Genomic DNA, 20928 nt, shown 5'->3' on the forward strand with positions numbered 1-20928 from the left:
CGGGCTTAATTAAATCTGTTTATGAATTCTAAAGTTCTCTCCAGTTCGGGTGTAACGAAGTCCACAATAGGCTGCGGGTACAGTCCGAAAAACAGCAGTACGCCTATTATTAGCACCATTACAAATCCTTCGCTAAAAGTGACATCGGCAAAAAACTTTGTATTCTTTTCGCCAAGCATTACCTGCTGGAACATGCGGAGCATATAGAACGCTCCAAGTATAATAGTAGTACCACCAATTACCGAAAACCATATATTGGTCTGGGCGAGGCTGTACAGCAATTCAAATTCACCCACGAAGTTAAACGTGGCAGGGAGCGCTACTGAAGCCAGTACCAGAATCATGAACATAGAGGTGAACCTCGGCGTTTGTATCCTGATCCCACCCATTTCGCTGATCTCATCGGTATTGAATCGGCGTGAAATGATCTCTGCTGCAAAGAACAATCCTACTACAACAAAGCCGTGCGCTATCATTTGAAGGAACGCACCGCGCAATCCGTCAATAGTTAATGTATATGCTCCGGCGGCGATAAGGCCAACGTGTGCCAGTGAAGAATATGCCAGTAATTTTTTAAGGCTTTTTTGCTTAAGCGCCAATATCGATCCGTAGATCACACCTGCAATGCATAGGCCTATGATGATGTATTGATATTCGAACGCCGGTCCCGGTGCAATTGGAAGTTGCCACCTGATGATACTAAATAGCGCCATTTTAAGCATGATACCCGAAAGGAGCATAGTACCTGCAGCCGGTGCTTTTTGGTACACATTTGCCTGCCAGGTATGAAAAGGTATGATTGGGATCTTGATTGCATACGCCAAAAAGAATCCTAAGAATATAAATAATTGCTCGTTTGATGTAAGCGTAGCGTTATACAGGTGCCTGAAATAGAATGATCCGGTTTTGTGGTACAGGTAAAGGAACGACACCAACATGAAAAGCGATCCCGCAAACGTATAAATGAAGAATTTCACTACGGCTTTTTTTCTTTCTTCGGCATTGCCGCTGCCCCAAACGAGGGCTATGAAATAAATCGGGATAAGCGAAAGTTCCCAAAAAATATAATAAACCAAACCATCACCACTAAGGAATGTACCTGTCATGGCAAACGCCATGAACATGATTAGGGCATAGAACCCCCTCGTTTTCGGGAACAGGTTCCCAAAGGAAGTGAACACGATTATAGGTGTCAGCGCCGTGGTAAGCAATACCATTGATAAGGATAGCCCGTCGCCAACGAAAGCCAGCGTAACGCGAGGCATTCTTATCCACGCATGGGCATAGTTTACGTTTCCGCCACCGGTAAAACGGTAGGTAACATAAATGGCTGCCGCAAAAGCTGCCGTGCTGAAGATAAGCGCTGCTTTAGAGGCCCATTTATCACCTACGAAGTAAGTGGCTATCGCCCCGAATAATAAGATAACAAGTATGAAAGATACGTCCATCAGTATGAATTATTTTACCAGAAAAATATAACCTATAATTGAGCATACGCCCGCAACAAATACAAAAAGGTAAAAACCTATGCTGCCGTTCTGTATTGTTTTGCCTTCGGAGCCCAGCATGTTTGCCGCCCTGCCCAACCCGAAAATGAATCCGGATATAGCCACTTCGGTAACATTCTTAAAGAAGCTCCCTATGGCATAAACAGGTTTTACGATTATTGCCATGTATAGCTCGTCAACATAGAATTTATTGTAAAGCACTTTAGTAAGGCCTGTAATTTTGCTGTCCGGTTCCGGTACCTCCGATTTTTTGATATACTTAGTATATGCTATCCCGATTCCGATAAGCGCGCCCACAACAGCTATGCCCATCAGCATGTAAGCCGTGTTGTCCAAATGGTGATGAGCGGCAGGTTTTGCCATTACCGGTGCAAGGTATTCGTTAAGCCAGCTGCTTCCCGGAAGGCTTATAGCGCCACCTACAAGGGCAAGGATAGCCAAAACGATAAGCGGGAATGTTATAAGCGCAGGCGATTCGTGCAGGTGGTGTTTCTGCTCTTCGGTACCCCTGAAGTCTTTGTAGAATGTCAGGTACAAAAGGCGGAACATATAGAATGCCGTCATTATAGAAGCGATCGACCCGATAACCCACAATACGGGGTTCTCATGGTAGGCAGCCATTAATATTTCATCTTTAGAGAAGAATCCTGAGAAGGGTGGCAAGCCTGAAATCGCCAATGTAGAGATAAGGAACGTAGCGAAGGTAATCTTCATCACTTTGCGAAGGCCACCCATGTTGCGCATGTCCTGCTCGCCGTGCAATGCGTGGATAACCGATCCCGAACCAAGGAACAAACATGCCTTGAAGAAAGCGTGCGTGATTACGTGGAATACAGCAATCTCATAAGCGCCAAGCCCAAGGGCAAGGAACATAAGGCCCAACTGCGAAACGGTAGAGTAGGCCAGTACTTTTTTAATATCATTCTGCACAAGGCCGATGGATGCGGCAACCAGTGCGGTTACAGCGCCTACTACAGCGATGATGCTTTGTACGTCCGGTGCCAGGTTGAAAAGGAAGTTCATCCTTGTGATCATAAAGATACCTGCCGTTACCATCGTTGCAGCGTGTATTAACGCCGAAACAGGTGTAGGGCCTGCCATCGCATCAGGAAGCCATGTGTATAATGGTATCTGTGCACTCTTACCACATGCGCCAATGAAAAGGCAAAGTGCGGCAATGCTCAGCCACTGTGCATCAATAGTGAATTTGCCTTCGGTAATTATGGTCTGGATAACCGTATAGTCCAGCGTGTGGAACAAATACCCGATGATGAATATCCCGATAAGGAAACCAAGGTCACCGATACGGTTCATGATGAAGGCTTTCTTGGCAGCATCATTATAATCCTGGTTTTTGTACCAGAACCCGATAAGCAGGTACGAGCAAAGCCCAACGCCTTCCCACCCAATGAACATGATAAGCAGGTTGCTCCCCATTACCAGCGTGATCATAAAGAAAACGAACAGGTTCAGATAGGCAAAGAATTTGTGTATGTTCTCATCATCATGCATGTAGCTGATGGAGTACATGTGGATAAGCGTACCAATCCCGGTAACGAACATCAGCCACAGCAATGACAGCTGGTCCAACTGGAAGCCGAAGTCAACCGAGAAGTTGGCAAGCTGCATCCATTTAAAGAGGTCCACCATCACAGGCACTTTGGTGCTGTTTACCTGAAGGAAGAAAAACAATGTTACGCCAAAGGACACGGCAACTGCCAGAGTCCCTAATATCCCTGCCGCATTCCTGCTTAGTTTTTTCCCGAAGAAAACGTTTAGCAGAAACCCTGCAAAAGGCGCGAATAATAATAGTAAAGCCAAATTTGTCTCCATCAGGCGTTATCCTTTTAAATTTTTCAAATTATCAATGTCAATGTTGTTCAGGTTCCTGTATACGGCTACCAATATGGCAAGGCCAACGGCAACCTCCGCAGCGGCAACCGCCATAGAGAAGAATACGAATACCTGCCCCTGCGCGTCCTGGTGGTAGGTAGAAAAAGCTACCAGCAGCAGGTTTACCGCGTTAAGCATGATTTCGATCGACATGAACATCACGATGGCATTCCTTCTGTACAATACCCCGAACACCCCGATGCAGAACAGCAGCGTGGAAAGGTAAATGTAGTTTTCGATGCCTATTTCCTGTAATATATTTTCCATACTAATTATTAATATGTTCTTTTTTAGATAACAATACCGCACCGATCATGGATACTAAAAGAAGTACCGATGCAAACTCGAACGGTACCATATACTCGTTTAGCAATACCTGCCCTAATATTCTGATCGACTGGAAATCCTTGCCCGATGTGGTATACTCAAGCTGTGGTTGTGCTTTAACAAACGTTGCCAGAAGTACGAAGGCTACAAGGCAAAAAGCGATTACTGCGGCAATCCGCGTGAGTACCGACTTGTTCTTTTCGTCCTCCTTATTGAGATTCATGAGCATTATCGTAAAGAGCATCAGGATCATGATTGCCCCTGAGTAAACAATAATGTGTACTATAGCCAGGAACTGTGCATTGAACATCAGGTAATGCCCTGCTATAGAGAAAAAGCAGAGTACAAGGTAAATAGCACTGTGTATAGGGTTTTTGCTGAATATCGTCAAAAACGCAGTAGCGAGTGTAATGGCCGATAAAATGTAGAATAATGTTGTTATCATCTATTTTGCCATTTGGGGTTTTTTAGTATTGTCTATTGCCATATCAAGCGGCATAACAAGTTTGTCTTTACCAAAGATAAAGTCTTCCCTGTCGCTGTTCGAGCGTACCATTGTCCTTGACTTGGTAAGGTAGATTGCCTGCTTAGGGCATGCTTCCTCGCAAAGCCCGCAGAAAATGCAGCGCAGCATATTGATCTCATAGATCGAAGCATATTTCTCTTCGCGGTACAGGTGCATTTCGTCCGGCTTGCGTTCTTCAGCTTTCATGGTGATCGCTTCGGCAGGGCAGGAGAGGGCACACAACCCGCAGGCAGTGCAGCGCTCACGGCCTTCCTCATCGCGCATCAGCAGGTGTTGTCCGCGGTACACGGGGCTCATTTCCCGGGTCTGCTCCGGGTATTTAATAGTTACTTTACGCTTAAATAAGTGCCTGATCGTAATGAACAGTCCTTTTACTATCGTCACAAGGTAAAGGCTTTCCAAAAAGGTCATCTTTTTATTGGAAACCTCCTTCTTACGTCCCGATAATGATATGGTTTCTATTGACATAGTATATTTCTTTTCGATCGATAATTAGAAATTGAAGTTACCGTCGTTTATTAATATTATTATACCTGTGATGATGATGTTGGCGATAGCCAATGGTATCAGCATTTTCCATCCAAGGCGCATCAGCTGGTCATAACGGAACCTCGGCACCGTCCAGCGCACCCACATATAGAAGAAGATGAAAAAGCACAGCTTTCCGAACAGTACCAGCATACCTATTACGTTGGCAGTGTTCACACCTACGTTCTCTTCCATCCAGTGCATGCCCGGGTAATTGTAGGCCCCAAAGTAAAGCACCGCCAGAATAGTTGACGATATGAACATGCTCGCATATTCTGCAAACAGGTAAAAGCCCATTTTCATGGATGAATATTCGGTATGGTAACCCCCGATAAGCTCGGCCTCACACTCGGCAAGGTCAAAAGGCGTACGGTTAGTCTCTGCGAATGAACACACAAGGAAGATGAGGAAGCCCACCGGTTGGTAGAATACGTTCCAGTTCATTCCTTCCTGCCCTGCAGCGATTTCTTTAAGGCTCAGTGTGCCCGTCATCATAATGAGTGCAATGATGGAAAGCCCCATTGCTACTTCATAGGATATCATTTGTGATGAGGCACGCATGGCGCTCATCAGTGAGAATTTGTTGTTGGAAGCCCATCCGCCGATCATGATACCGTAAACACCTACCGACAGTACGCCGAATACATATAGTATTGCTACGTCAATATCGGTGGCCTGCAGGATGATATCGCGCCCAAAAAGGTGCAGCTTATCACCCCATGGAATAACGGCGCTGGTCATAAGCGCGGTACTCATCGATATGAACGGGCCTACAATAAACAGGAACCTGTTTGGCGTGTTCGGGAAAAATTCTTCTTTAGAGAACAGTTTTAAACCGTCGGCCAGTGGCTGCATAAGACCGCCCGGGCCTGCACGGTTAGGCCCTATACGGTCCTGAAGCCATGCGGCGATTTTCCTTTCGGCTAATGTAGAGTACATCGCCATAAGCATCGTCAAAGCAAAAACTGCAATGATAACAACACTCTTTTCTATGATTATAGCCTGATCCATTATATTTGTCCTTCTTTAAATACCTGAACTTCGTCTTTTTTAAGCGGAATAGCCGGCATACTTATCTTCTTGCGGTCCTGGTCACGCCCGAGAAGGATATTTTTCTCGGTCTCAATAACCACCGTATCCAGTTTTCTTGTATAGTTATTCTGGTTGATAACCGAATCTTTCTCGAATTTCCTTGGGCCTTCAATTACCCAGTCTTTAGGGTCTTTGTGGTCGAAACGGCATTCATTACAGATGAATTCTTCCACTTCGTGATATTCGTCTTTACGCGCCGTAACCCTTTGTATTTCATCTCCAAACATCCAAAGTGTGGTCTTGCCGCAGCATTTGGTGCAATCCCTGTGTGCGTTGTACGGTTTGTTGAACCATACCCGTTGCTTGAAACGGAATGTCTTATCAGTAAGCGCTCCAACAGGGCACACGTCGATCATATTTCCGGAGAACTCATTGGTAACTGCTTTAGAGATGCAGGTAGATATCTGCGAATGGTCGCCGCGGTTCACAACGCCATGCACCCTGCTGTCAGTAAGCTGGTCGGCTACCATTACGCAGCGGTAGCAAAGGATACAGCGGTTCATGTGCAGCTGGATGTTCGGGCCGATGTTTTCCGGTTCGAAAGTCCTTTTATCCTCAATAAAGCGCGTCTTGGCTGAACCGTTCTTAAAGCTAAGGTTTTGCAGGTCGCACTCCCCGGCCTGATCGCAAATAGGGCAGTCCAGCGGGTGGTTGATCAATAGGAATTCCGTTACCGATTTGCGCGCATCCACAACCCTTTCAGAGGAGATGCTTTTCACTTCCATACCGTCCATGCAGCCGGTAACACACGATGCCATCAGTTTTGGCATAGGGCGTGGATCGGCCTCGCTTCCTTTGGAAACCTCTACCAGGCAGCAGCGGCATTTGCCCCCGCTTCCCTTCAGTTTGGAATAGTAGCACATGGCAGGCGGGACTGATTCGCCGCCTATCTTACGCGCAGCCTGCAGGATGGTCGTCCCCGGTTCTACGTCTATTTCCTGTCCGTCTATTGTTACTTTCATAAGCTCTTTAAGCTTTGCACTAATGTGCCGCAATTTACATTATTATATACTTAAAAACTCATCTTTATCGAACTTGTATTGCTTATCGATAAGATAGTCTAAATGCTTTTTCATCAGATGGATATGGTTGTCGTTCGCCTCATAATTTTCAAAGACAAAATCCATCACACTTTTAAACCTGTAGCTTTTCTCCGGTTTCAAAGACTTTGAATCCTCCATGAAATCATTAAAATCATCATATCCGAAATCCTCTGCCTTCTTGTCTGAATCAGTCAGGAACTTTTTTATCCAATGCTCAAACTGCCTTGGCCCAACTAACATTAAAAATTGGCAATTTACCTGATGTTTATAGATAGTTGTGTTATCACTGGTAAACACCTCTATGTATCCTGCCGGTATCTTTTTATTTTTATCGATATCTATGATGCCTATCGAAAAATTATCCCTCCCTCTTTCTGTTATTCCTCTTATTACTTCGGTATCATTTCTTTCCTTACGGATAAAATCCTTGTTCATTATAAGCCTTCCGAAAAAGTACTGGTCCGCGAAACATTCTACTCCTATAAATCTCATAGTGTCTTAGTTTGCATCCCACAGGCTTTCAAAATTGAAGAAGGGGTTCATTCCTAATTCATATACATCCTCATTATTTTCTTTCAGCAATTGTTTTACTTTCGTTTCCCCATCAATATTATTAACCAGGTAAATGCTTGTATTGTTCCTGCTTTCCTCATCCCTTAAAAATTCTTGAATGATGAAATCGCTATGTGTAACTATGAAGAACTGGTTATCGTTTTTGTCGTATTTTACACTATTTGTAAACTCCTGTACATATGGTTCAAAACAATGTGCTTCTGGCTCTTCAAATAATAAAACAGAATTTTCATTACTCATTATGGCGACCTTGTAAAATATTAATCGCTGTAAAGTATCAGCAATTAATTCATAGGATAATGTAAAGAAGGTTCCATCTTGATATTCTTTAAATAATTTTATTTCATTTGAATTTTTATCAATCAAAAGTTTTAGTCGGCTTAAATTAAATAGTCTGATAACTTCTTTCCTAATTATAGGATTGGTTGCTATTATTTCAACAAGATTTTCTCCTAAAGGAAAATTTAATGTTTTTAAACCAGACTTTACGTTCTTGGCAGCAATATTGCTAAAATGATATTTATATATTTTTGCTATGTAATTGTGAGCATCACTTTCTGATAATCCATTGCCATTATCGAATCCGTAACCAAAAGGAACTTCATTTCCTAAACTGAGTCCAGATTCACTATTTTGATTCCAGTTATATAAAGATTTATGTCGTGTGAAAATTAATTCTGATTTTTCAATTTTAATCTTTAAACTATCATTAACATTTTCCTCAAAAAATAACTCATTATAGTTCCCAAATCTGACAAAATCTTTTATAGTCCTATTATAAGCGTTAAATCCACCAAATAGACCTAACGCCTCAAGCAAATTACTCTTTCCAGCATTTGGCATACCAATAAATACATTGATCTTTTTAAACCCATCAACCTTTAAATGCTTGATAGACTTAAAATTATTAATCTCTATTTGGTTTATTTTTTCCAATGCTTTGTAACTGTTTTAAACCACTTCTTTACTAATTAGATGCTTCACCCTTTCAAAAGGCTCGGCGACAAAGTGGTCACGGTTTTTTATTTTCTCCGGGAAGCGAACGTGGTATTCAAACTCATCCCTGAAATGGCGTATTGCCGCTGCCACCGGCCATGCTGCTGCATCGCCAAGAGGGCATATGGTGTTGCCTTCTATTTTTCTCTGGATGTCCCAAAGCAATTCGATATCTTCTTCGCGTCCGTGGCCGTTCTCGATACGGTGCAGTACTTTTTCCATCCAGCCGGTACCTTCACGGCATGGTGAGCACTGCCCACAGCTTTCGTGATGGTAAAACCGCGAGAAGTTCCAGGTGTTACGAACGATACAGGTAGTGTCATTATAAACGATGAAACCGCCTGAGCCCAGCATCGAACCCGTTGCAAAACCACCTTCACTAAGCGATTCGTAGCTCATCAGCCTGTCGCCGCCTTCAGCATTCTTAAAGATCAGGTGCGCAGGCAGGATCGGCACCGAAGAACCTCCGGGAACCAATGCTTTCAGCGGCCTGTCATCCATCATTCCGCCCAGGTATTCGTCGGAATTCATGAACTCATCAACGCTCAATCCAAGGTCTATTTCATAAACACCAGGGTTTTTGCAATGTCCGGAAGCTGATATTAATTTTGTTCCTGTAGAGCGCCCGATGCCTATTTTAGCATATTCCGCGCCGGTATTGTTCACTATCCATGGCACAGCCGCGATAGATTCCACATTGTTCACCACGGTTGGGTTAGCCCAAAGCCCGCTTACCGCAGGGAATGGTGGCTTGATCCTCGGGTTGCCCCTTTTGCCCTCCAGCGATTCTATAAGTGCAGTTTCTTCGCCACAAATGTAAGCGCCGGCACCACAATGTACGTGCAGGTCAAGGTCGAAGCCTGAGCCTAGTATATTTTTGCCCAGCCATCCGGCGGCATAAGCTTCTTTAATTGCTGTTTCCAGTATGCGGTATACCCACATATATTCTCCCCGAATGTAGATATAGGAAAGGTTACATCCTAAGGCGTAGCTTGATGTGATCATCCCCTCTATCAAAAGGTGGGGAATGTACTCCATCAGGTAGCGGTCCTTGAAAGTACCCGGTTCTGATTCGTCAGCATTGCAAACCAAATGCCTTGGCTTGCCTGATTTCTTGTCGATAAAGCTCCATTTCATGCCTGTTGGGAAACCTGCGCCCCCGCGTCCACGCAATCCTGAAGTCTTCACTTCTTCAACCACTTCGTCCGGGGTCATGCTTTTTATGGCTTTTTCCACAGAGGCATACCCGCCAACTTTGCGGTATATCTCGTAGGTTTTTATCCCCGGTACCTGAGCGTGCTCTAATAATATTTTTTGTCCCATACTATTCCGTTATGGCCTGTTTATGTAAATCTACTTTTCCTGCTCTGCACTCTTCGATGATAGTATCAATCTTGTCTTTGGTCAGGTGTTCTTTATAATAATCACCCAGCTGCATCATTGGGGCATAGCCACAAGCGCCAAGGCACTCAACGCCAACCACCTGGAACATGCCGTCCGGTGTCACTTCTCCTTCTTTTACGCCCAGCTTGCTGCAGGTATATTCCATCAGGTCTTCGGTACCGCGCACTGCGCAGCATGATGTCCTGCAAAATTCGAACATGAATTTCCCTATCGGCTTTTGGTTGTACATCGTGTAGAACGATACTACCTCATATACTTCAATAGGCTTTATGCCAATGATCTCGGCAACCTTGTCCTGAAGCGGTATGCTGAGCCAGTTGTCGTGGGCATCCTGCACATCATGAAGGATAGGCAGCAGCGCCGATTTCCTTTTGTCAGCGGGGTAGTGGCTTAAAAGCTCATCCATCCTCGCCTGAAGTTCAGGTGTTATATTTATATTCTGATGTGCGTTACTAATCTCCATCTCTTTTTTCTTCTATTTTGAATTTTGAATGCTAAATTTTGATGCTTACTCAGACTCCAATTTAAAATTCAAAATTTATAATTTAAAATAACTTACGCATCCAGTTCGCCTGCAATAACATTGAGGCTTGATAATGTTGCAATGGCATCCGAGAGCATCTGGCCCCTCACCATATCGTTGAATGCCTGGTAATAAATAAAGCATGGCCTGCGGAAATGCAGCCTGTATGGCGTACGGCTTCCGTCGGTTATAAGGTAAAAGCCAAGTTCCCCGTTACCGCCTTCCACAGCGTGGTATACTTCGGTTTTCGGCACAGGTATCTCACCCATCACTATTTTAAAGTGGTAGATAAGGGCTTCCATATTGTTGTAAACATCTTCTTTCGGCGGAAGGTAATAATCCGGTACATTAGCATGGAAAGGGCCTTCCGGCATCTTGGCCAAAGCCTGTTTGATGATTTTTAAACTCTCCCAAACCTCGGCGTTGCGCACGCAGAAACGGTCATAGGTATCACCTGATTTTCCAACAGGTACATCAAAGTCAAAGTCTTCGTACGAGCTGTATGGGGTCATCACGCGAATGTCATAATCAACACCTGCTGCACGAAGGTTCGGGCCGGTAAAGCCGTAGTTCATCGCTTTGTCAGCAGAGATCGGGCCAACATCTATCGTGCGGTCCATGAATATCCTGTTACGCGTAAGCAGGTTTTCAAACTCTGTCCATATCGGTGGGAATTCTTCTAAGAATGTATTTATTTTTTTGAAGGCTTCAGGGCTCCAGTCCCTTTCAAAGCCACCAATGCGGCCCATATTCGTAGTAAGGCGGGCACCGCATATCTCTTCGTATATCTCGTATATTTTCTCCCTGTACTGGAAAACGTAAAGGAAGCCTGTCAGCGCTCCTGTATCCACACCCAGTACCGAGTTGCAGATAATATGGTCGGCAATACGCGCCAGCTCCATAATGATTACCCTCATGTACTGCACCCTTTTTGGTACCTCAATATCAAGGGCTTTCTCTAATGTCATCCACCATCCCATATTATTAATAGGAGAGGAGCAGTAATTCATCCTGTCGGTAAGCGGGGTTATCTGGTAAAATGGCCTGTTTTCGGCAATTTTTTCAAAAGCGCGGTGAATGTAGCCCACAGTGCCTTCGCCATCAAGTATCCTTTCGCCATCCATAAGCAGGATGTTCTGGAAGATGCCGTGTGTAGCAGGGTGTGTTGGCCCAAGGTTCAGTATGGAAAGTTCACTGCCGTCTTCATTCTGCCTCTGCTCGATCATCTTGGCATAGCGGTGTTCCGGTGGTAATAACAGGTCTGACATTTTATATAAAAATTATTCCTTGTTAGTTATGTGCATTATCGGTTATCCTTCCGAAGAAACGGTCGTCCTTGTCGGTACGACCTCCGTCTTCCAATGGGAATTCCTTCCGCATAGGGAACGAGGTCATTTCGTCCATATTTAATATCCTCTTCAGCTGCGGATGCCCTTTGAAGATGATGCCGTAAAAATCGTAGGTTTCGCGTTCCTGCCAGTTGGCTCCTAAAAACAGGCCGGTAGCCGAATCTATCTCAAGGTTGTCTGCGCTAAGGAAACATTTGAAGCGGATGCGCACGTTATCCATCCAGTTGTGCATGTGGTAGGCCACGGCAAACTGCCTTTCGGTTGCATTGTCGGGATAGTGGATGCCGCAGATGTCGGTAAGGAAATTGAAGCGCAATACAGGGTCGTTCTTAAGGAAGCCCATCACTTCAGCCATTGTGTTGGATTCTACCTCAAATGACAATATATCTTTTTGCTGGATAAAGCCGGTGACTTTTTCGCCGAACTTTTCGGTAAGCTTATCTTGTATAACCGTTGTTTCTAAAGCCATTTTTACTTTATGTAATGTTATAAGATTCCATCAGCGCCTGGTACTCCGGAGAGCTCCTTCTTCTTACGGATTCTGATTTTACAATATCCTGGAGCTTCATGATACCGTCAAGTATCTGTTCCGGCCTTGGCGGGCATCCCGGTACATAAACGTCAACAGGGATAACTTTGTCAATGCCCTGAAGTACCGAATACGTGTCGAATATACCGCCTGAAGAGGCACATGCACCTACGGCAATAACCCAGCGCGGCTCGCTCATCTGTTCGTACACCTGGCGGAGGATAGGTGCCATTTTTTTGGCGATAGTGCCCATAACCAACAGCATATCAGCCTGGCGCGGCGAGAAGCTCATACGCTCCGAACCGAAACGGGCCACATCATAATGCGAAGCCATGGTAGCCATGAATTCGATACCACAACACGATGTCGCGAAGGGAAGTGGCCAAAGCGAGTTGGCACGTGCAAGCCCTACAACGGTATCGAGTTTGGTAGCGAAAAATCCCTGTCCTTCTACTCCCGGGGGAGTATCAACCAATTTTATATCTTTTGAATCGCTCATTGTAATTTTAGTTTTTGATTATCAAGCATATAGTGCAAAATGCATGCCCAGAACCTATTCCCACTCAAGGCCTTTTTTCTTCATTACATAGAAGAAGCCCACGATAAGCAGTAACATGAAAATTCCCATCTTAACTAATCCTTCGAGCCCCATTTCACGGAAGTTGATTGCCCATGGGTACATGAAGATCACCTCCACGTCGAACAAAACGAACAATATCGCTACAAGGAAATATTTTACAGAAAAAGGGATACGTGCATTACCGATCGATTCGATACCGCACTCAAAATTCTTGTCCTTATTTACAGAGTTCCTTTTTGGCCCGAGAAGGTTCGATATGAAAATAGTAGTGCCAACGAATCCCGTTGCAAGCAAAAGCTGCATAAATATTGGGAAATAACTCATCTGGTTTGTATCCATAACTGGGTGGAATTTATAAACAATCCACAAATATACATTCCATACCTGAACTAACTAAACGTTTTTTATAGAGAGAAACGAATAAGGCTTAATTTTTACTGGTTCTAAATAAAAAGAAAATTCCCTTATTTTAAACGGGTATAAATATTTAGCAGGTTTATTTTTCAATGGCTGCATATTTGACAAAAAAACAGCTAAAAAAATAAGGTTAAGGATGTGTTTAAATAAAAAAACCGCCCATTAAGGGCGGTTAAACTGTAAGAGGTAATCCTGATAATCTGGTATATTAGTCTTCCAGCGCTGCTACCTGAGCAGCTACTTTACCTTTTTTGCCGTCTTCTTCTACGTAACTTACTTTGTCACCTTCACGGAGTCCTTCAACCCTAAGGCCTGTAGCATGTACGAAAATGTCTTTTCCTGTTTCGTCGTCTGTAATGAATCCAAAACCTTTAGATTCAATAAAAAATTTCACTTTGCCTGTTCGCATTCTGTAATAAAAAAATAATTAATAATGGTCAAAGGTAAAATTATTATTGAGACTACAAAGACAAATGTTAAAAAATATCAAAAATAATTGATTTATAATCAGATGGTTATTGTAGCTGAAAATATTACAGTTCAAAGGTCTCCCTATAATCCGAACTGCCAGCTCACGATAAGATTGACAGAATTCGTCTTTACGGTGCCGTTATCAATTACAGGTACATCGCTAATGTTTACCAGCCCGAGGTTATCGCGCAGTTCGATGTTCAGGTCGTTTTTCTCATCTATAGGAACGCGCATACCCAGCCCAAGGTTCAGTCCGAAATCAAATTCCTTAAAAATGCCGTTGCCGCTTTCATCTTCCGTTTTGTCGCCATCCACCCGAAGTGTGTTATCCAGAAAGAAACCTGCAAACACGCCCCCGTTGATATAGAACTTCCGGGATGGCCCAATGTAATATTTCAGGTTAAGCGGCACGGAAAGGTAATGCAGTGTAGCACGGACATCGAACTCCCCAGTTTGGACGATGGGATCAAAGGGGTCGTTTACCCCGTTAGAGGTAACTATTTTGTTGCTGAAGCTTTTACGTTCATAGTTCAGGTTGCCGATGAACGAAAGCCTTTCGTTGATGGGTACTTCAATCGACGCGCCAATAAGGTAGTCTACAGCATAGTCATTATCTTCAGCCCCCGGGTTGCCGCGTATTCCGGCATAGGTTGCCCCCGCCTGTAAGCCGAATTTAACAGGTTGCGAAACGGGTGCCTCCTGCGCAAATGCCATGGCAGGCAGCAGCGCAATAAGTAAAACGTGTAATCTTTTCATTGTGGTTAGTTGGTTATGAATTAAAAAATAGCCGACTTGTGAAAGATCGGCTATTGTGTAACGAAAATAAATTCCGGTTTATTTTAATTTGATGTGCAATTCATCCAGTTGGGTATTGTCTATAGCCGATGGCGCATCGATCATTACATCGCGGCCGGAGTTGTTCTTAGGGAACGCAATAAAGTCACGGATAGTTTCCTGCCCGCCTAATATTGCCACAAGCCTGTCGAAACCGAAAGCAAGCCCTCCGTGTGGCGGTGCACCAAACTGGAACGCATCCATCAGGAAGCCAAACTGTGCCTTCGCCTGCTCCTCGGTAAACCCAAGGTATTTGAACATTAACGACTGTGTTGCCTTATCATGTATCCTTATCGAACCTCCGCCTATCTCGTTGCCGTTAAGCACGAGGTCGTAGGCATTTGCCCTGACAGCTGCCGGATTGGTTTCCAATAATGGCATGTCTTCCGGTTTTGGCGATGTGAACGGGTGGTGCATGGCGTGGAAGCGTGAGGTATCCTCGTCCCATTCCAAGAGCGGAAAATCTACCACCCACAGCGGCGCGAATTCCTCAGGGTTCCTTAAGCCCAAACGCGTTGCCAGCTCCATACGCAGGGCGCTCATGCGGGTACGCGTTTTGTGTGCATCGCCTGAAAGCACCAATATAAGGTCGCCCGGTTTTGCACCTGTTATTTCTGCCCATTGCTGCAAATCGGCCTGGTCGTAGAATTTATCTACCGATGATTTAATGGAGCCGTCGGCTTCATATTTGGCATACACCATACCGCTGGCACCTACCTGCGGTCGTTTTACCCACTCTATAAGCTCATCGATCTGTTTTCTTGTGTAAGCGCCTGCTCCGGGAACGGCAATACCCACTACAAGCTCTGAAGTATTGAATACGGCAAAGTCCTTGTGCTGCGTCACTTCATTTAGCTCGCCAAACTCCATCCCGAAGCGGATATCCGGTTTGTCGTTGCCGTATTTTTTCATGGCTTCGTCATAGGTCATCCTTGGGAATGGACCTGTTTCGATGCCTTTAATCTCTTTTAATAAATGGCTTGCAAGGCCTTCAAATGTCAGGATGATGTCTTCCTGCTCTACGAATGCCATTTCGCAGTCGATCTGTGTGAATTCCGGCTGTCGGTCCGCACGAAGGTCTTCGTCCCTAAAACATTTCACGATCTGGAAGTATTTGTCCATGCCACCTACCATAAGCAACTGCTTAAACGTTTGTGGCGATTGCGGAAGTGCATAGAACTGGCCTTCATTCATACGCGAAGGCACTACGAAGTCGCGTGCGCCCTCAGGTGTCGATTTTATAAGTACGGGCGTTTCCACCTCGATGAATCCTTGTGCTGAGAGGTAATTGCGTACCTCGATACCTACCTTATGGCGGAATATAAGGCTATTCTTAACCGGGTTCCTCCTGATATCGAGGTAACGGTACTTCATACGAAGCTCTTCACCGCCATCGGTCTCATCTTCTATTGAGAAAGGAGGGAGGATAGAAGCGTTAAGTATGGTAAGCTCGCTTACGAGTATCTCAATGTCGCCGGTTGCCATGCCCGGGTTTTTAGACTCACGCTCAATAACGGTGCCCTTTACCTGAATAACGAATTCGCGGCCAAGCGAAGCTGTGCGGTCAAAAACTTCTTTTTGCGTACGGTCTGTGTCGAATATAAGCTGGGTAATGCCGTAACGGTCCCTGAGGTCGACCCAGATCATGAATCCTTTGTTGCGGGACTTCTGTACCCATCCGGCTAATGTTACTTCCTGGTTTATATGAGAGGCGTTGAGTTCGCCGCAATTATGGCTTCTGTACATTGCTTAAAAATTTTGTGCAAATTTAGTATATCAAAAAGATATTTTGCCACGAATTTAAAATTATATCACGGATATAATAAAGTTACATGTAATACGTATTTTTCTCTGGCAGGCTATTGTGGCAGGAGAGCAATCGGGTATGGTACCTTTAACTTAAAGCAAATGGTTAGACGACATTGCACGGTTATATTCCTTGTCTAAAAAATCCCCATTATTAGGGATTTTTTTGTGTTACAAGAGGTGATAAATTTATACCAATAACAATGTTATAAACTATAATTAACTAATAACTAAAATATTATGGAAACAGAACTACCAAATACAGAACCATTGGATATTGAGCAGGAAAAATTGGTCCTTGAAAAATACAAAACAAAAATAGAACTGTATAAATGGCTAATAGGGAGTGTCGGCCTGGTTTTGCTGACGACAATTATAGATTATGGTTTTAGGGACCGGGCTGCCGGATTACAGGAGATACAGCAATATGATAAGTATATTACCGACCTGATTGTCCTTAATAAGGAGCCGGGCCAAAAAAGAATGCTGGCACAATTCTTTTCAAATGTTACACCTTCGGAAAAACTCAAAAAAGGGTGGTGTAAATATTATATAGAAGTAGATAAGGAATACCAGAAATTTATTGCCCCCGTGTTAAAAAATGACTCGGTTATAAAGAAGGAATATAACAATCTCCTTACTCATTTTGACAGTACTAATACCGGACAAAAAGAGAAGCTTGAAGTTTTAAAAACACAAATTGAAGAAAACAAGAGATTAATTAATCCCGACATTATATTACCTTCCGGGACCATAGCTAAAGATTACAATTCTGCGATCCAATGGGAAAAAAGAGGATTTTCGTACCTTTTAAATAAAGATGTCGATAATGCAATCGTCGCTTTTCAAAATAGCGAAAACGCTTATACCAGTTTTCACCAGGTTTATGAAATTGCAAATTACCTGAAAAAAAACAGGGCAGTATTAAAAGACGGCAATTCTGAATCCTGGAAAAAAACTTTTGATGAAATCGGGAAAGATTATAATTGGAAAATGCCCGATGAAATAAGGAATAAGCTTTTGAATAACAAGCCGTAATCGAAAAAAGTCACCAACCTGAAAGGGATTAATCCGTGCAGGTTGTTGGTTTCGTACTACAGCCTGCATTACGAACTTTTACTTACCGGTTTCCTTAAACGAGTCTATTATTTTCTGCATTGTTGCTTCGTGCTCTTCTTTCCGGTCGGCACGGGTCCAGGTCATTATCTGGTAGTAGCGGTTTTTTCCTTCTATAAAAGCCATTTTGTAATAAACCTTTGACAGCTTTTGTACCCGGCCTTCAAATGCCATGGTTTTAGCATTAAGGCCACCTATTTTCACATCGTTTACAGGTGGGAAAGTGTCCAGGTCGGCTGTATAGTTTCCTATTGCTAATTTCATATAGCCACTTAGGTCGTTGGGGTACAATACATTTAACCCGCTTTCTTTTAATGCCCGATGCAATTCATGTTTACCTTCATCAAATATGACAACATACAGGTCTTTTTCAGCATTTTGATATTGAAGCGATGCAATATCGTTGAGGCCGGTAGTCTTCGTGAGGTCAGCAGGGAGTTCTATGAGGTACTTTCCATCAATTTTTATAGTTTCGGTCTTTTCTTTCCCGCAGGAAACAATGAGCAGCAAAGCAAGGGTAGCAATTGCGGTTTTAATTTTCATAAGCAAATATTAGGTCAGAAGGTTTAGAAATAAAGGATAATTGGCTCTGATGTATGTGTCAATAAAATTATTTAAGCAGTTGCTTAGTTTTTACTTTTATCCGTTTCTTTAAAGGAGTCAATCATCTTTTGCATTGTGGCTTCATGTTTTCCTTTTCGGTCGGCCAGCGTCCAGCTCATTACCTGGTAATACCGGTTTTTCCCTTCTACAAACGCCATTTTGTAATAAACCTTTGGAATACCTGCGACCTTGCCTTCAAAGGACATTACCTTCGCAGGAAGCCCATTAATTTTTATATCCTTTGCAACGGGAAGGGTGTCGAGGCTGAACCCTGTTTCAAAATTTTCTGTTACCAGCTTCATGTAACCGCCGAGGTTACTGGGATAAACATCATAAAGTTCATTTTCATCGATCATCTTTTGCAGTGCTGCTTTGTCCTCATCAATTACTACAACATACAATTCCCTTATTGCATTCTGGTACTCAAGGGATGCATCCTCGTTAAGGCCTTTTGCTTTTGTAAAATAAGACGGGATTTCCAAAAGATACTTACCATCTATTTTTACAGTTTGGGTCTTTTCTTCATCATCGCAGGAAACAAGCAGGAGGAGGGCTATAGCAGCAATGGCAGCTTTAATTTTCATAAGCAATTGTTCAGGGGTTGGTTTAAAAATTAAATATAGCAATTGACCGGGATTTACCTGTCAAAACATAGAATTATTTTCAACTAGCTTACTTAATAGCATAAATAGTTATGCTTATATTGGGTAAAATAAAAACATAAATTTATTTTTACAGGAATAGCAAGCCATGAAAAAACTCATACTACTACTCTTTTTTTCGCCTGCCTGCGCTTTTGCACAGGAAGCGAGGGTAAAATTTGCCGCCAGGATACAAAACCGACACAGTGATACTTTAACGCTGGAACAGGTGAGGACAGAAGGAGACCAACTTAAGATTTTCAGGGCGGGTATGGTATCTGATGAAGGAGGGAATTTTGAAGGTGCTTTTACAATGCTGCCCGGGCTGTACCAATTGCTCGATGGCGTTGAAAGTGCAACTGTTTACCTTGAGGATGGTTATGACCTCAATATGGAAATGGATGCAAAAATGTTTGACGAAACGATATTGTTTACAGGCAGGGGTTCCGGCGAGAACAACTACTTAGCCAAAAAATTTCTACTGATCGAGGAAGCGGAGGAAAAAATAGCGGAAAGTAATGACAAAACAAATCTTACGAGGATAACAAGCTATGTTATGAATAAACTCCGCACCGACCTCACAAATGAAGGATTTAGCAGAAATTTCAGAAAAGTAATGGATAGCCAGCTTATAATGGAAAAATCCCGGCTGGAAAAGATAATTAATCAAACAGTGGCTTTCAGAGATATAAAAGGCAAGCCATCGCCGGAATTTGATTGCGAGAACCACAAAGGCGGTACAACCAGCCTGGAAGACCTGAAAGGCAAATATGTATATATAGACGTATGGACTACCTGGTGCGGCCCATGCCTACAGGAAATCCCTAACCTGCAAAAGCTGGTACAGGCTTACCGCGGGAAAAATATAGAATTTGTAAGCCTTTCTATTGATGCCAAAAAAGACCATGACAAATGGAAAAAAATGGTAACTGACAGATCGCTTGGCGGGATCCAGTTGTTCTCGGGAAAAGGCTTTGAGTCTTCTTTTGTCAGGAGATATAGCATAGAGTCCATACCAAGGTTTATACTTATAGACCCCTCTGGCAATATAGTGGATGCTGAGGCCAAAAGGCCAGGTGATCCAGCCCTAAGGGAACAACTGGATAAGCTGCTTTATTGATATACTATAAATTCAGTATATTCGTTTCTTACAACATCAACCAATACTAAAATATTATGAAAAAAACATTTTTGCTATTCCTTTTCGCATCGGCCTCCGCCTTAGCCCAGGACCAGGTAAAGTTTGCTGCCAAAGTGCAAAACCGCAACAGCGACACACTTCACATCCAGTCGCGCACACTGAATAAAGTACTTGTTTCCGATGCAAATGGTAACTTTAAAGACGCATTTGCTGTGCAGCCAGGGTTTTATCAGATGTTCGACGGCTCTGAGGTCGCCACTATATATTTGAAGAACGGCTACGACCTGGCCATGACCATGAATGCAAAAATGTTTGACGAAACAATTTCGTTCAAAGGTACTGGCGAGAAGGAAAACAATTACATCGCTAAAAAATTCATGGATATTGAGGCAATGGAAGCAAAGCTAGCCACGGCGAAAGATAATGCTGCTACAACAAAAATTGTCGATGAGACATTTAAAAATCTCGAAAAAGGGCTGGCGGATACATCACTGGATGAAAATTTCAGGACAATTATGACAAAGCAGCTTACATCGGAAAAGGCAGAGATTATAGAAACAGCGGCCAAAATGCAGAAAATGCAGGCGATGAAAGGCAAGCCATCGCCTCAGTTCACTTATGAAAACCATAAAGGCGGCACGACCAAACTGGCAGACCTGAAAGGCAAATACGTGTATATAGATGTATGGGCAACATGGTGCGGCCCATGCAGGCAGCAAATCCCCTTCCTTCAAAAGATAGAAGAGGATTACCACGGCAAAAAGATAGAATTCGTAAGCCTTTCGATAGATACCAAAAAGGACTATGAAAAATGGAGGAAGATGGTAACTGACAAATCGCTTGGCGGTATCCAGCTGATCGCCGATAAAGACTGGAGCTCTGAATTTACAAAAGCGTATGGTATTGATTCCATACCAAGGTTTATACTGATAGACCCGAAAGGAAACGTTGTGGATGCCGATGCCGCAAGGCCATCAGACCCGGCACTCAGGGCACAGCTTGATAAATTGCTGAAATAGCAGTAAAAT

At 43.4% G+C, this 20928-nt stretch carries 23 protein-coding genes; 3 read left to right on the top strand and 20 right to left on the bottom strand.

The features are described 5' to 3' along the window. Positions 1 to 5: 5 nt before the first annotated feature. From AAEO56_RS18125 to aspS, 18 genes are all read right to left on the bottom strand, one after another. Positions 6 to 1448 carry a complex I subunit 4 family protein gene (locus AAEO56_RS18125; RefSeq protein ID WP_341698491.1) on the bottom strand — a complete coding sequence of 481 codons (1443 nt, stop codon included), beginning with the start codon at positions 1446 to 1448 and terminating at the stop codon, positions 6 to 8. A gap of 9 nt (positions 1449 to 1457) precedes the next feature. Continuing rightward, positions 1458 to 3341, bottom strand: coding sequence for an NADH-quinone oxidoreductase subunit L (gene nuoL / locus AAEO56_RS18130; RefSeq protein WP_341698492.1), 1884 nt, complete (start codon positions 3339 to 3341; stop codon positions 1458 to 1460). A gap of 6 nt (positions 3342 to 3347) precedes the next feature. Further along, the gene (gene nuoK, locus AAEO56_RS18135; RefSeq protein ID WP_341698493.1) at positions 3348 to 3668 is read right to left on the bottom strand and encodes an NADH-quinone oxidoreductase subunit NuoK; all 321 of its coding nucleotides are present in this window, start codon (positions 3666 to 3668) and stop codon (positions 3348 to 3350) included. Between the two features lies 1 nt (position 3669). After that, positions 3670 to 4173, bottom strand: coding sequence for an NADH-quinone oxidoreductase subunit J family protein (locus tag AAEO56_RS18140; RefSeq protein ID WP_341698494.1), 504 nt, complete (start codon positions 4171 to 4173; stop codon positions 3670 to 3672). Further along, on the bottom strand, positions 4174 to 4722 hold the full coding sequence (nuoI, locus tag AAEO56_RS18145) for an NADH-quinone oxidoreductase subunit NuoI (RefSeq protein ID WP_341698495.1): 549 nt from the start codon (positions 4720 to 4722) through the stop codon (positions 4174 to 4176). It abuts the gene before it with no gap. A 24-nt stretch (positions 4723 to 4746) separates the two neighbouring features. Beyond that, positions 4747 to 5793 (bottom strand): NADH-quinone oxidoreductase subunit NuoH, encoded by a 1047-nt coding sequence (nuoH, locus tag AAEO56_RS18150; RefSeq protein WP_341698496.1) that lies wholly within the window; start codon positions 5791 to 5793, stop codon positions 4747 to 4749. Further along, on the bottom strand, positions 5793 to 6836 hold the full coding sequence (locus AAEO56_RS18155) for a 2Fe-2S iron-sulfur cluster-binding protein (protein WP_341698497.1): 1044 nt from the start codon (positions 6834 to 6836) through the stop codon (positions 5793 to 5795). Before AAEO56_RS18155 ends, nuoH begins: the two co-directional genes overlap by 1 nt. Before the next feature lie 42 nt (positions 6837 to 6878). Further along, positions 6879 to 7409 carry a hypothetical protein gene (locus tag AAEO56_RS18160; protein ID WP_341698498.1) on the bottom strand — a complete coding sequence of 177 codons (531 nt, stop codon included), beginning with the start codon at positions 7407 to 7409 and terminating at the stop codon, positions 6879 to 6881. A 6-nt stretch (positions 7410 to 7415) separates the two neighbouring features. Further along, a complete protein-coding gene (locus tag AAEO56_RS18165) occupies positions 7416 to 8426 on the bottom strand; it encodes an ATP-dependent nuclease (RefSeq protein WP_341698499.1) in 1011 nt (336 codons plus the stop codon). A 15-nt stretch (positions 8427 to 8441) separates the two neighbouring features. Then, positions 8442 to 9809 (bottom strand): NADH-quinone oxidoreductase subunit NuoF, encoded by a 1368-nt coding sequence (gene nuoF / locus AAEO56_RS18170; protein ID WP_341698500.1) that lies wholly within the window; start codon positions 9807 to 9809, stop codon positions 8442 to 8444. Position 9810: 1 nt separating this feature from the next. Further along, positions 9811 to 10353 (bottom strand): NADH-quinone oxidoreductase subunit NuoE family protein, encoded by a 543-nt coding sequence (locus AAEO56_RS18175; protein ID WP_341698501.1) that lies wholly within the window; start codon positions 10351 to 10353, stop codon positions 9811 to 9813. A gap of 92 nt (positions 10354 to 10445) precedes the next feature. Continuing rightward, entirely contained in the window at positions 10446 to 11681 is a 1236-nt protein-coding gene (locus AAEO56_RS18180) for an NADH-quinone oxidoreductase subunit D (protein WP_341698502.1), read from the bottom strand. Positions 11682 to 11703: 22 nt separating this feature from the next. After that, a complete protein-coding gene (locus tag AAEO56_RS18185) occupies positions 11704 to 12231 on the bottom strand; it encodes an NADH-quinone oxidoreductase subunit C (protein ID WP_341698503.1) in 528 nt (175 codons plus the stop codon). Between the two features lie 7 nt (positions 12232 to 12238). Then, complete coding sequence (locus AAEO56_RS18190; RefSeq protein ID WP_341698504.1) at positions 12239 to 12790, bottom strand: NADH-quinone oxidoreductase subunit B; 552 nt, start codon at positions 12788 to 12790, stop codon at positions 12239 to 12241. 54 nt (positions 12791 to 12844) lie between these two features. Next, entirely contained in the window at positions 12845 to 13210 is a 366-nt protein-coding gene (locus AAEO56_RS18195) for an NADH-quinone oxidoreductase subunit A (protein WP_341698505.1), read from the bottom strand. 286 nt (positions 13211 to 13496) lie between these two features. After that, positions 13497 to 13697 carry a cold-shock protein gene (locus AAEO56_RS18200; RefSeq protein ID WP_341698506.1) on the bottom strand — a complete coding sequence of 67 codons (201 nt, stop codon included), beginning with the start codon at positions 13695 to 13697 and terminating at the stop codon, positions 13497 to 13499. A gap of 143 nt (positions 13698 to 13840) precedes the next feature. Then, positions 13841 to 14515, bottom strand: coding sequence for a porin family protein (locus tag AAEO56_RS18205; RefSeq protein ID WP_341698507.1), 675 nt, complete (start codon positions 14513 to 14515; stop codon positions 13841 to 13843). 78 nt (positions 14516 to 14593) lie between these two features. Then, positions 14594 to 16339 carry an aspartate--tRNA ligase gene (gene aspS / locus AAEO56_RS18210; RefSeq protein ID WP_341698508.1) on the bottom strand — a complete coding sequence of 582 codons (1746 nt, stop codon included), beginning with the start codon at positions 16337 to 16339 and terminating at the stop codon, positions 14594 to 14596. 300 nt (positions 16340 to 16639) lie between these two features. On the opposite strand from aspS, the gene AAEO56_RS18215 reads away from it, so the two are divergent. Then, the gene (locus AAEO56_RS18215) at positions 16640 to 17437 is read left to right on the top strand and encodes a hypothetical protein (RefSeq protein ID WP_341698509.1); all 798 of its coding nucleotides are present in this window, start codon (positions 16640 to 16642) and stop codon (positions 17435 to 17437) included. Between the two features lie 78 nt (positions 17438 to 17515). Here the strand turns inward: AAEO56_RS18215 and AAEO56_RS18220 are convergent, their stop codons facing one another. Continuing rightward, complete coding sequence (locus tag AAEO56_RS18220) at positions 17516 to 18058, bottom strand: hypothetical protein (protein WP_341698510.1); 543 nt, start codon at positions 18056 to 18058, stop codon at positions 17516 to 17518. 83 nt (positions 18059 to 18141) lie between these two features. Continuing rightward, the gene (locus tag AAEO56_RS18225; protein ID WP_341698511.1) at positions 18142 to 18702 is read right to left on the bottom strand and encodes a hypothetical protein; all 561 of its coding nucleotides are present in this window, start codon (positions 18700 to 18702) and stop codon (positions 18142 to 18144) included. A 166-nt stretch (positions 18703 to 18868) separates the two neighbouring features. Here AAEO56_RS18225 and AAEO56_RS18230 point away from each other — a divergent pair, with 166 nt between their 5' ends. Together AAEO56_RS18230 and AAEO56_RS18235 are read left to right on the top strand one after the other, a co-directional pair. After that, entirely contained in the window at positions 18869 to 19879 is a 1011-nt protein-coding gene (locus AAEO56_RS18230) for a TlpA family protein disulfide reductase (RefSeq protein WP_341698512.1), read from the top strand. A 56-nt stretch (positions 19880 to 19935) separates the two neighbouring features. Next, positions 19936 to 20919, top strand: a complete 984-nt coding sequence (locus AAEO56_RS18235) for a TlpA family protein disulfide reductase (RefSeq protein WP_341698513.1) — start codon at positions 19936 to 19938, stop codon at positions 20917 to 20919. Positions 20920 to 20928: the final 9 nt, after the last annotated feature.

The sequence above is a fragment of the Flavobacterium arundinis genome, from assembly GCF_038289855.1.
GTDB lineage: Bacteria > Bacteroidota > Bacteroidia > Flavobacteriales > Flavobacteriaceae > Flavobacterium > Flavobacterium arundinis.

What these genes read in the sequence shown, in the direction of transcription:
- AAEO56_RS18175 (WP_341698501.1), bottom strand. Translation starts at nt 10,353, where the DNA reads ATGGAGATTAGTAACGCACATCAGAATATAAATATAACACCTGAACTT.
- AAEO56_RS18225 (WP_341698511.1), bottom strand. Translation starts at nt 18,702, where the DNA reads ATGAAAATTAAAGCTGCCATTGCTGCTATAGCCCTCCTCCTGCTTGTT.
- nuoI (WP_341698495.1), bottom strand. Translation starts at nt 4,722, where the DNA reads ATGTCAATAGAAACCATATCATTATCGGGACGTAAGAAGGAGGTTTCC.
- AAEO56_RS18155 (WP_341698497.1), bottom strand. Translation starts at nt 6,836, where the DNA reads ATGAAAGTAACAATAGACGGACAGGAAATAGACGTAGAACCGGGGACG.
- nuoF (WP_341698500.1), bottom strand. Translation starts at nt 9,809, where the DNA reads ATGGGACAAAAAATATTATTAGAGCACGCTCAGGTACCGGGGATAAAA.
- AAEO56_RS18215 (WP_341698509.1), top strand. Translation starts at nt 16,640, where the DNA reads ATGGAAACAGAACTACCAAATACAGAACCATTGGATATTGAGCAGGAA.
- AAEO56_RS18220 (WP_341698510.1), bottom strand. Translation starts at nt 18,058, where the DNA reads ATGAAAATTAAAACCGCAATTGCTACCCTTGCTTTGCTGCTCATTGTT.
- AAEO56_RS18205 (WP_341698507.1), bottom strand. Translation starts at nt 14,515, where the DNA reads ATGAAAAGATTACACGTTTTACTTATTGCGCTGCTGCCTGCCATGGCA.
- nuoK (WP_341698493.1), bottom strand. Translation starts at nt 3,668, where the DNA reads ATGGAAAATATATTACAGGAAATAGGCATCGAAAACTACATTTACCTT.
- AAEO56_RS18140 (WP_341698494.1), bottom strand. Translation starts at nt 4,173, where the DNA reads ATGATAACAACATTATTCTACATTTTATCGGCCATTACACTCGCTACT.
- nuoH (WP_341698496.1), bottom strand. Translation starts at nt 5,793, where the DNA reads ATGGATCAGGCTATAATCATAGAAAAGAGTGTTGTTATCATTGCAGTT.
- AAEO56_RS18235 (WP_341698513.1), top strand. Translation starts at nt 19,936, where the DNA reads ATGAAAAAAACATTTTTGCTATTCCTTTTCGCATCGGCCTCCGCCTTA.
- aspS (WP_341698508.1), bottom strand. Translation starts at nt 16,339, where the DNA reads ATGTACAGAAGCCATAATTGCGGCGAACTCAACGCCTCTCATATAAAC.
- AAEO56_RS18230 (WP_341698512.1), top strand. Translation starts at nt 18,869, where the DNA reads ATGAAAAAACTCATACTACTACTCTTTTTTTCGCCTGCCTGCGCTTTT.
- AAEO56_RS18125 (WP_341698491.1), bottom strand. Translation starts at nt 1,448, where the DNA reads ATGGACGTATCTTTCATACTTGTTATCTTATTATTCGGGGCGATAGCC.
- AAEO56_RS18190 (WP_341698504.1), bottom strand. Translation starts at nt 12,790, where the DNA reads ATGAGCGATTCAAAAGATATAAAATTGGTTGATACTCCCCCGGGAGTA.
- AAEO56_RS18200 (WP_341698506.1), bottom strand. Translation starts at nt 13,697, where the DNA reads ATGCGAACAGGCAAAGTGAAATTTTTTATTGAATCTAAAGGTTTTGGA.
- AAEO56_RS18160 (WP_341698498.1), bottom strand. Translation starts at nt 7,409, where the DNA reads ATGAGATTTATAGGAGTAGAATGTTTCGCGGACCAGTACTTTTTCGGA.
- AAEO56_RS18195 (WP_341698505.1), bottom strand. Translation starts at nt 13,210, where the DNA reads ATGGATACAAACCAGATGAGTTATTTCCCAATATTTATGCAGCTTTTG.
- nuoL (WP_341698492.1), bottom strand. Translation starts at nt 3,341, where the DNA reads ATGGAGACAAATTTGGCTTTACTATTATTATTCGCGCCTTTTGCAGGG.
- AAEO56_RS18180 (WP_341698502.1), bottom strand. Translation starts at nt 11,681, where the DNA reads ATGTCAGACCTGTTATTACCACCGGAACACCGCTATGCCAAGATGATC.
- AAEO56_RS18185 (WP_341698503.1), bottom strand. Translation starts at nt 12,231, where the DNA reads ATGGCTTTAGAAACAACGGTTATACAAGATAAGCTTACCGAAAAGTTC.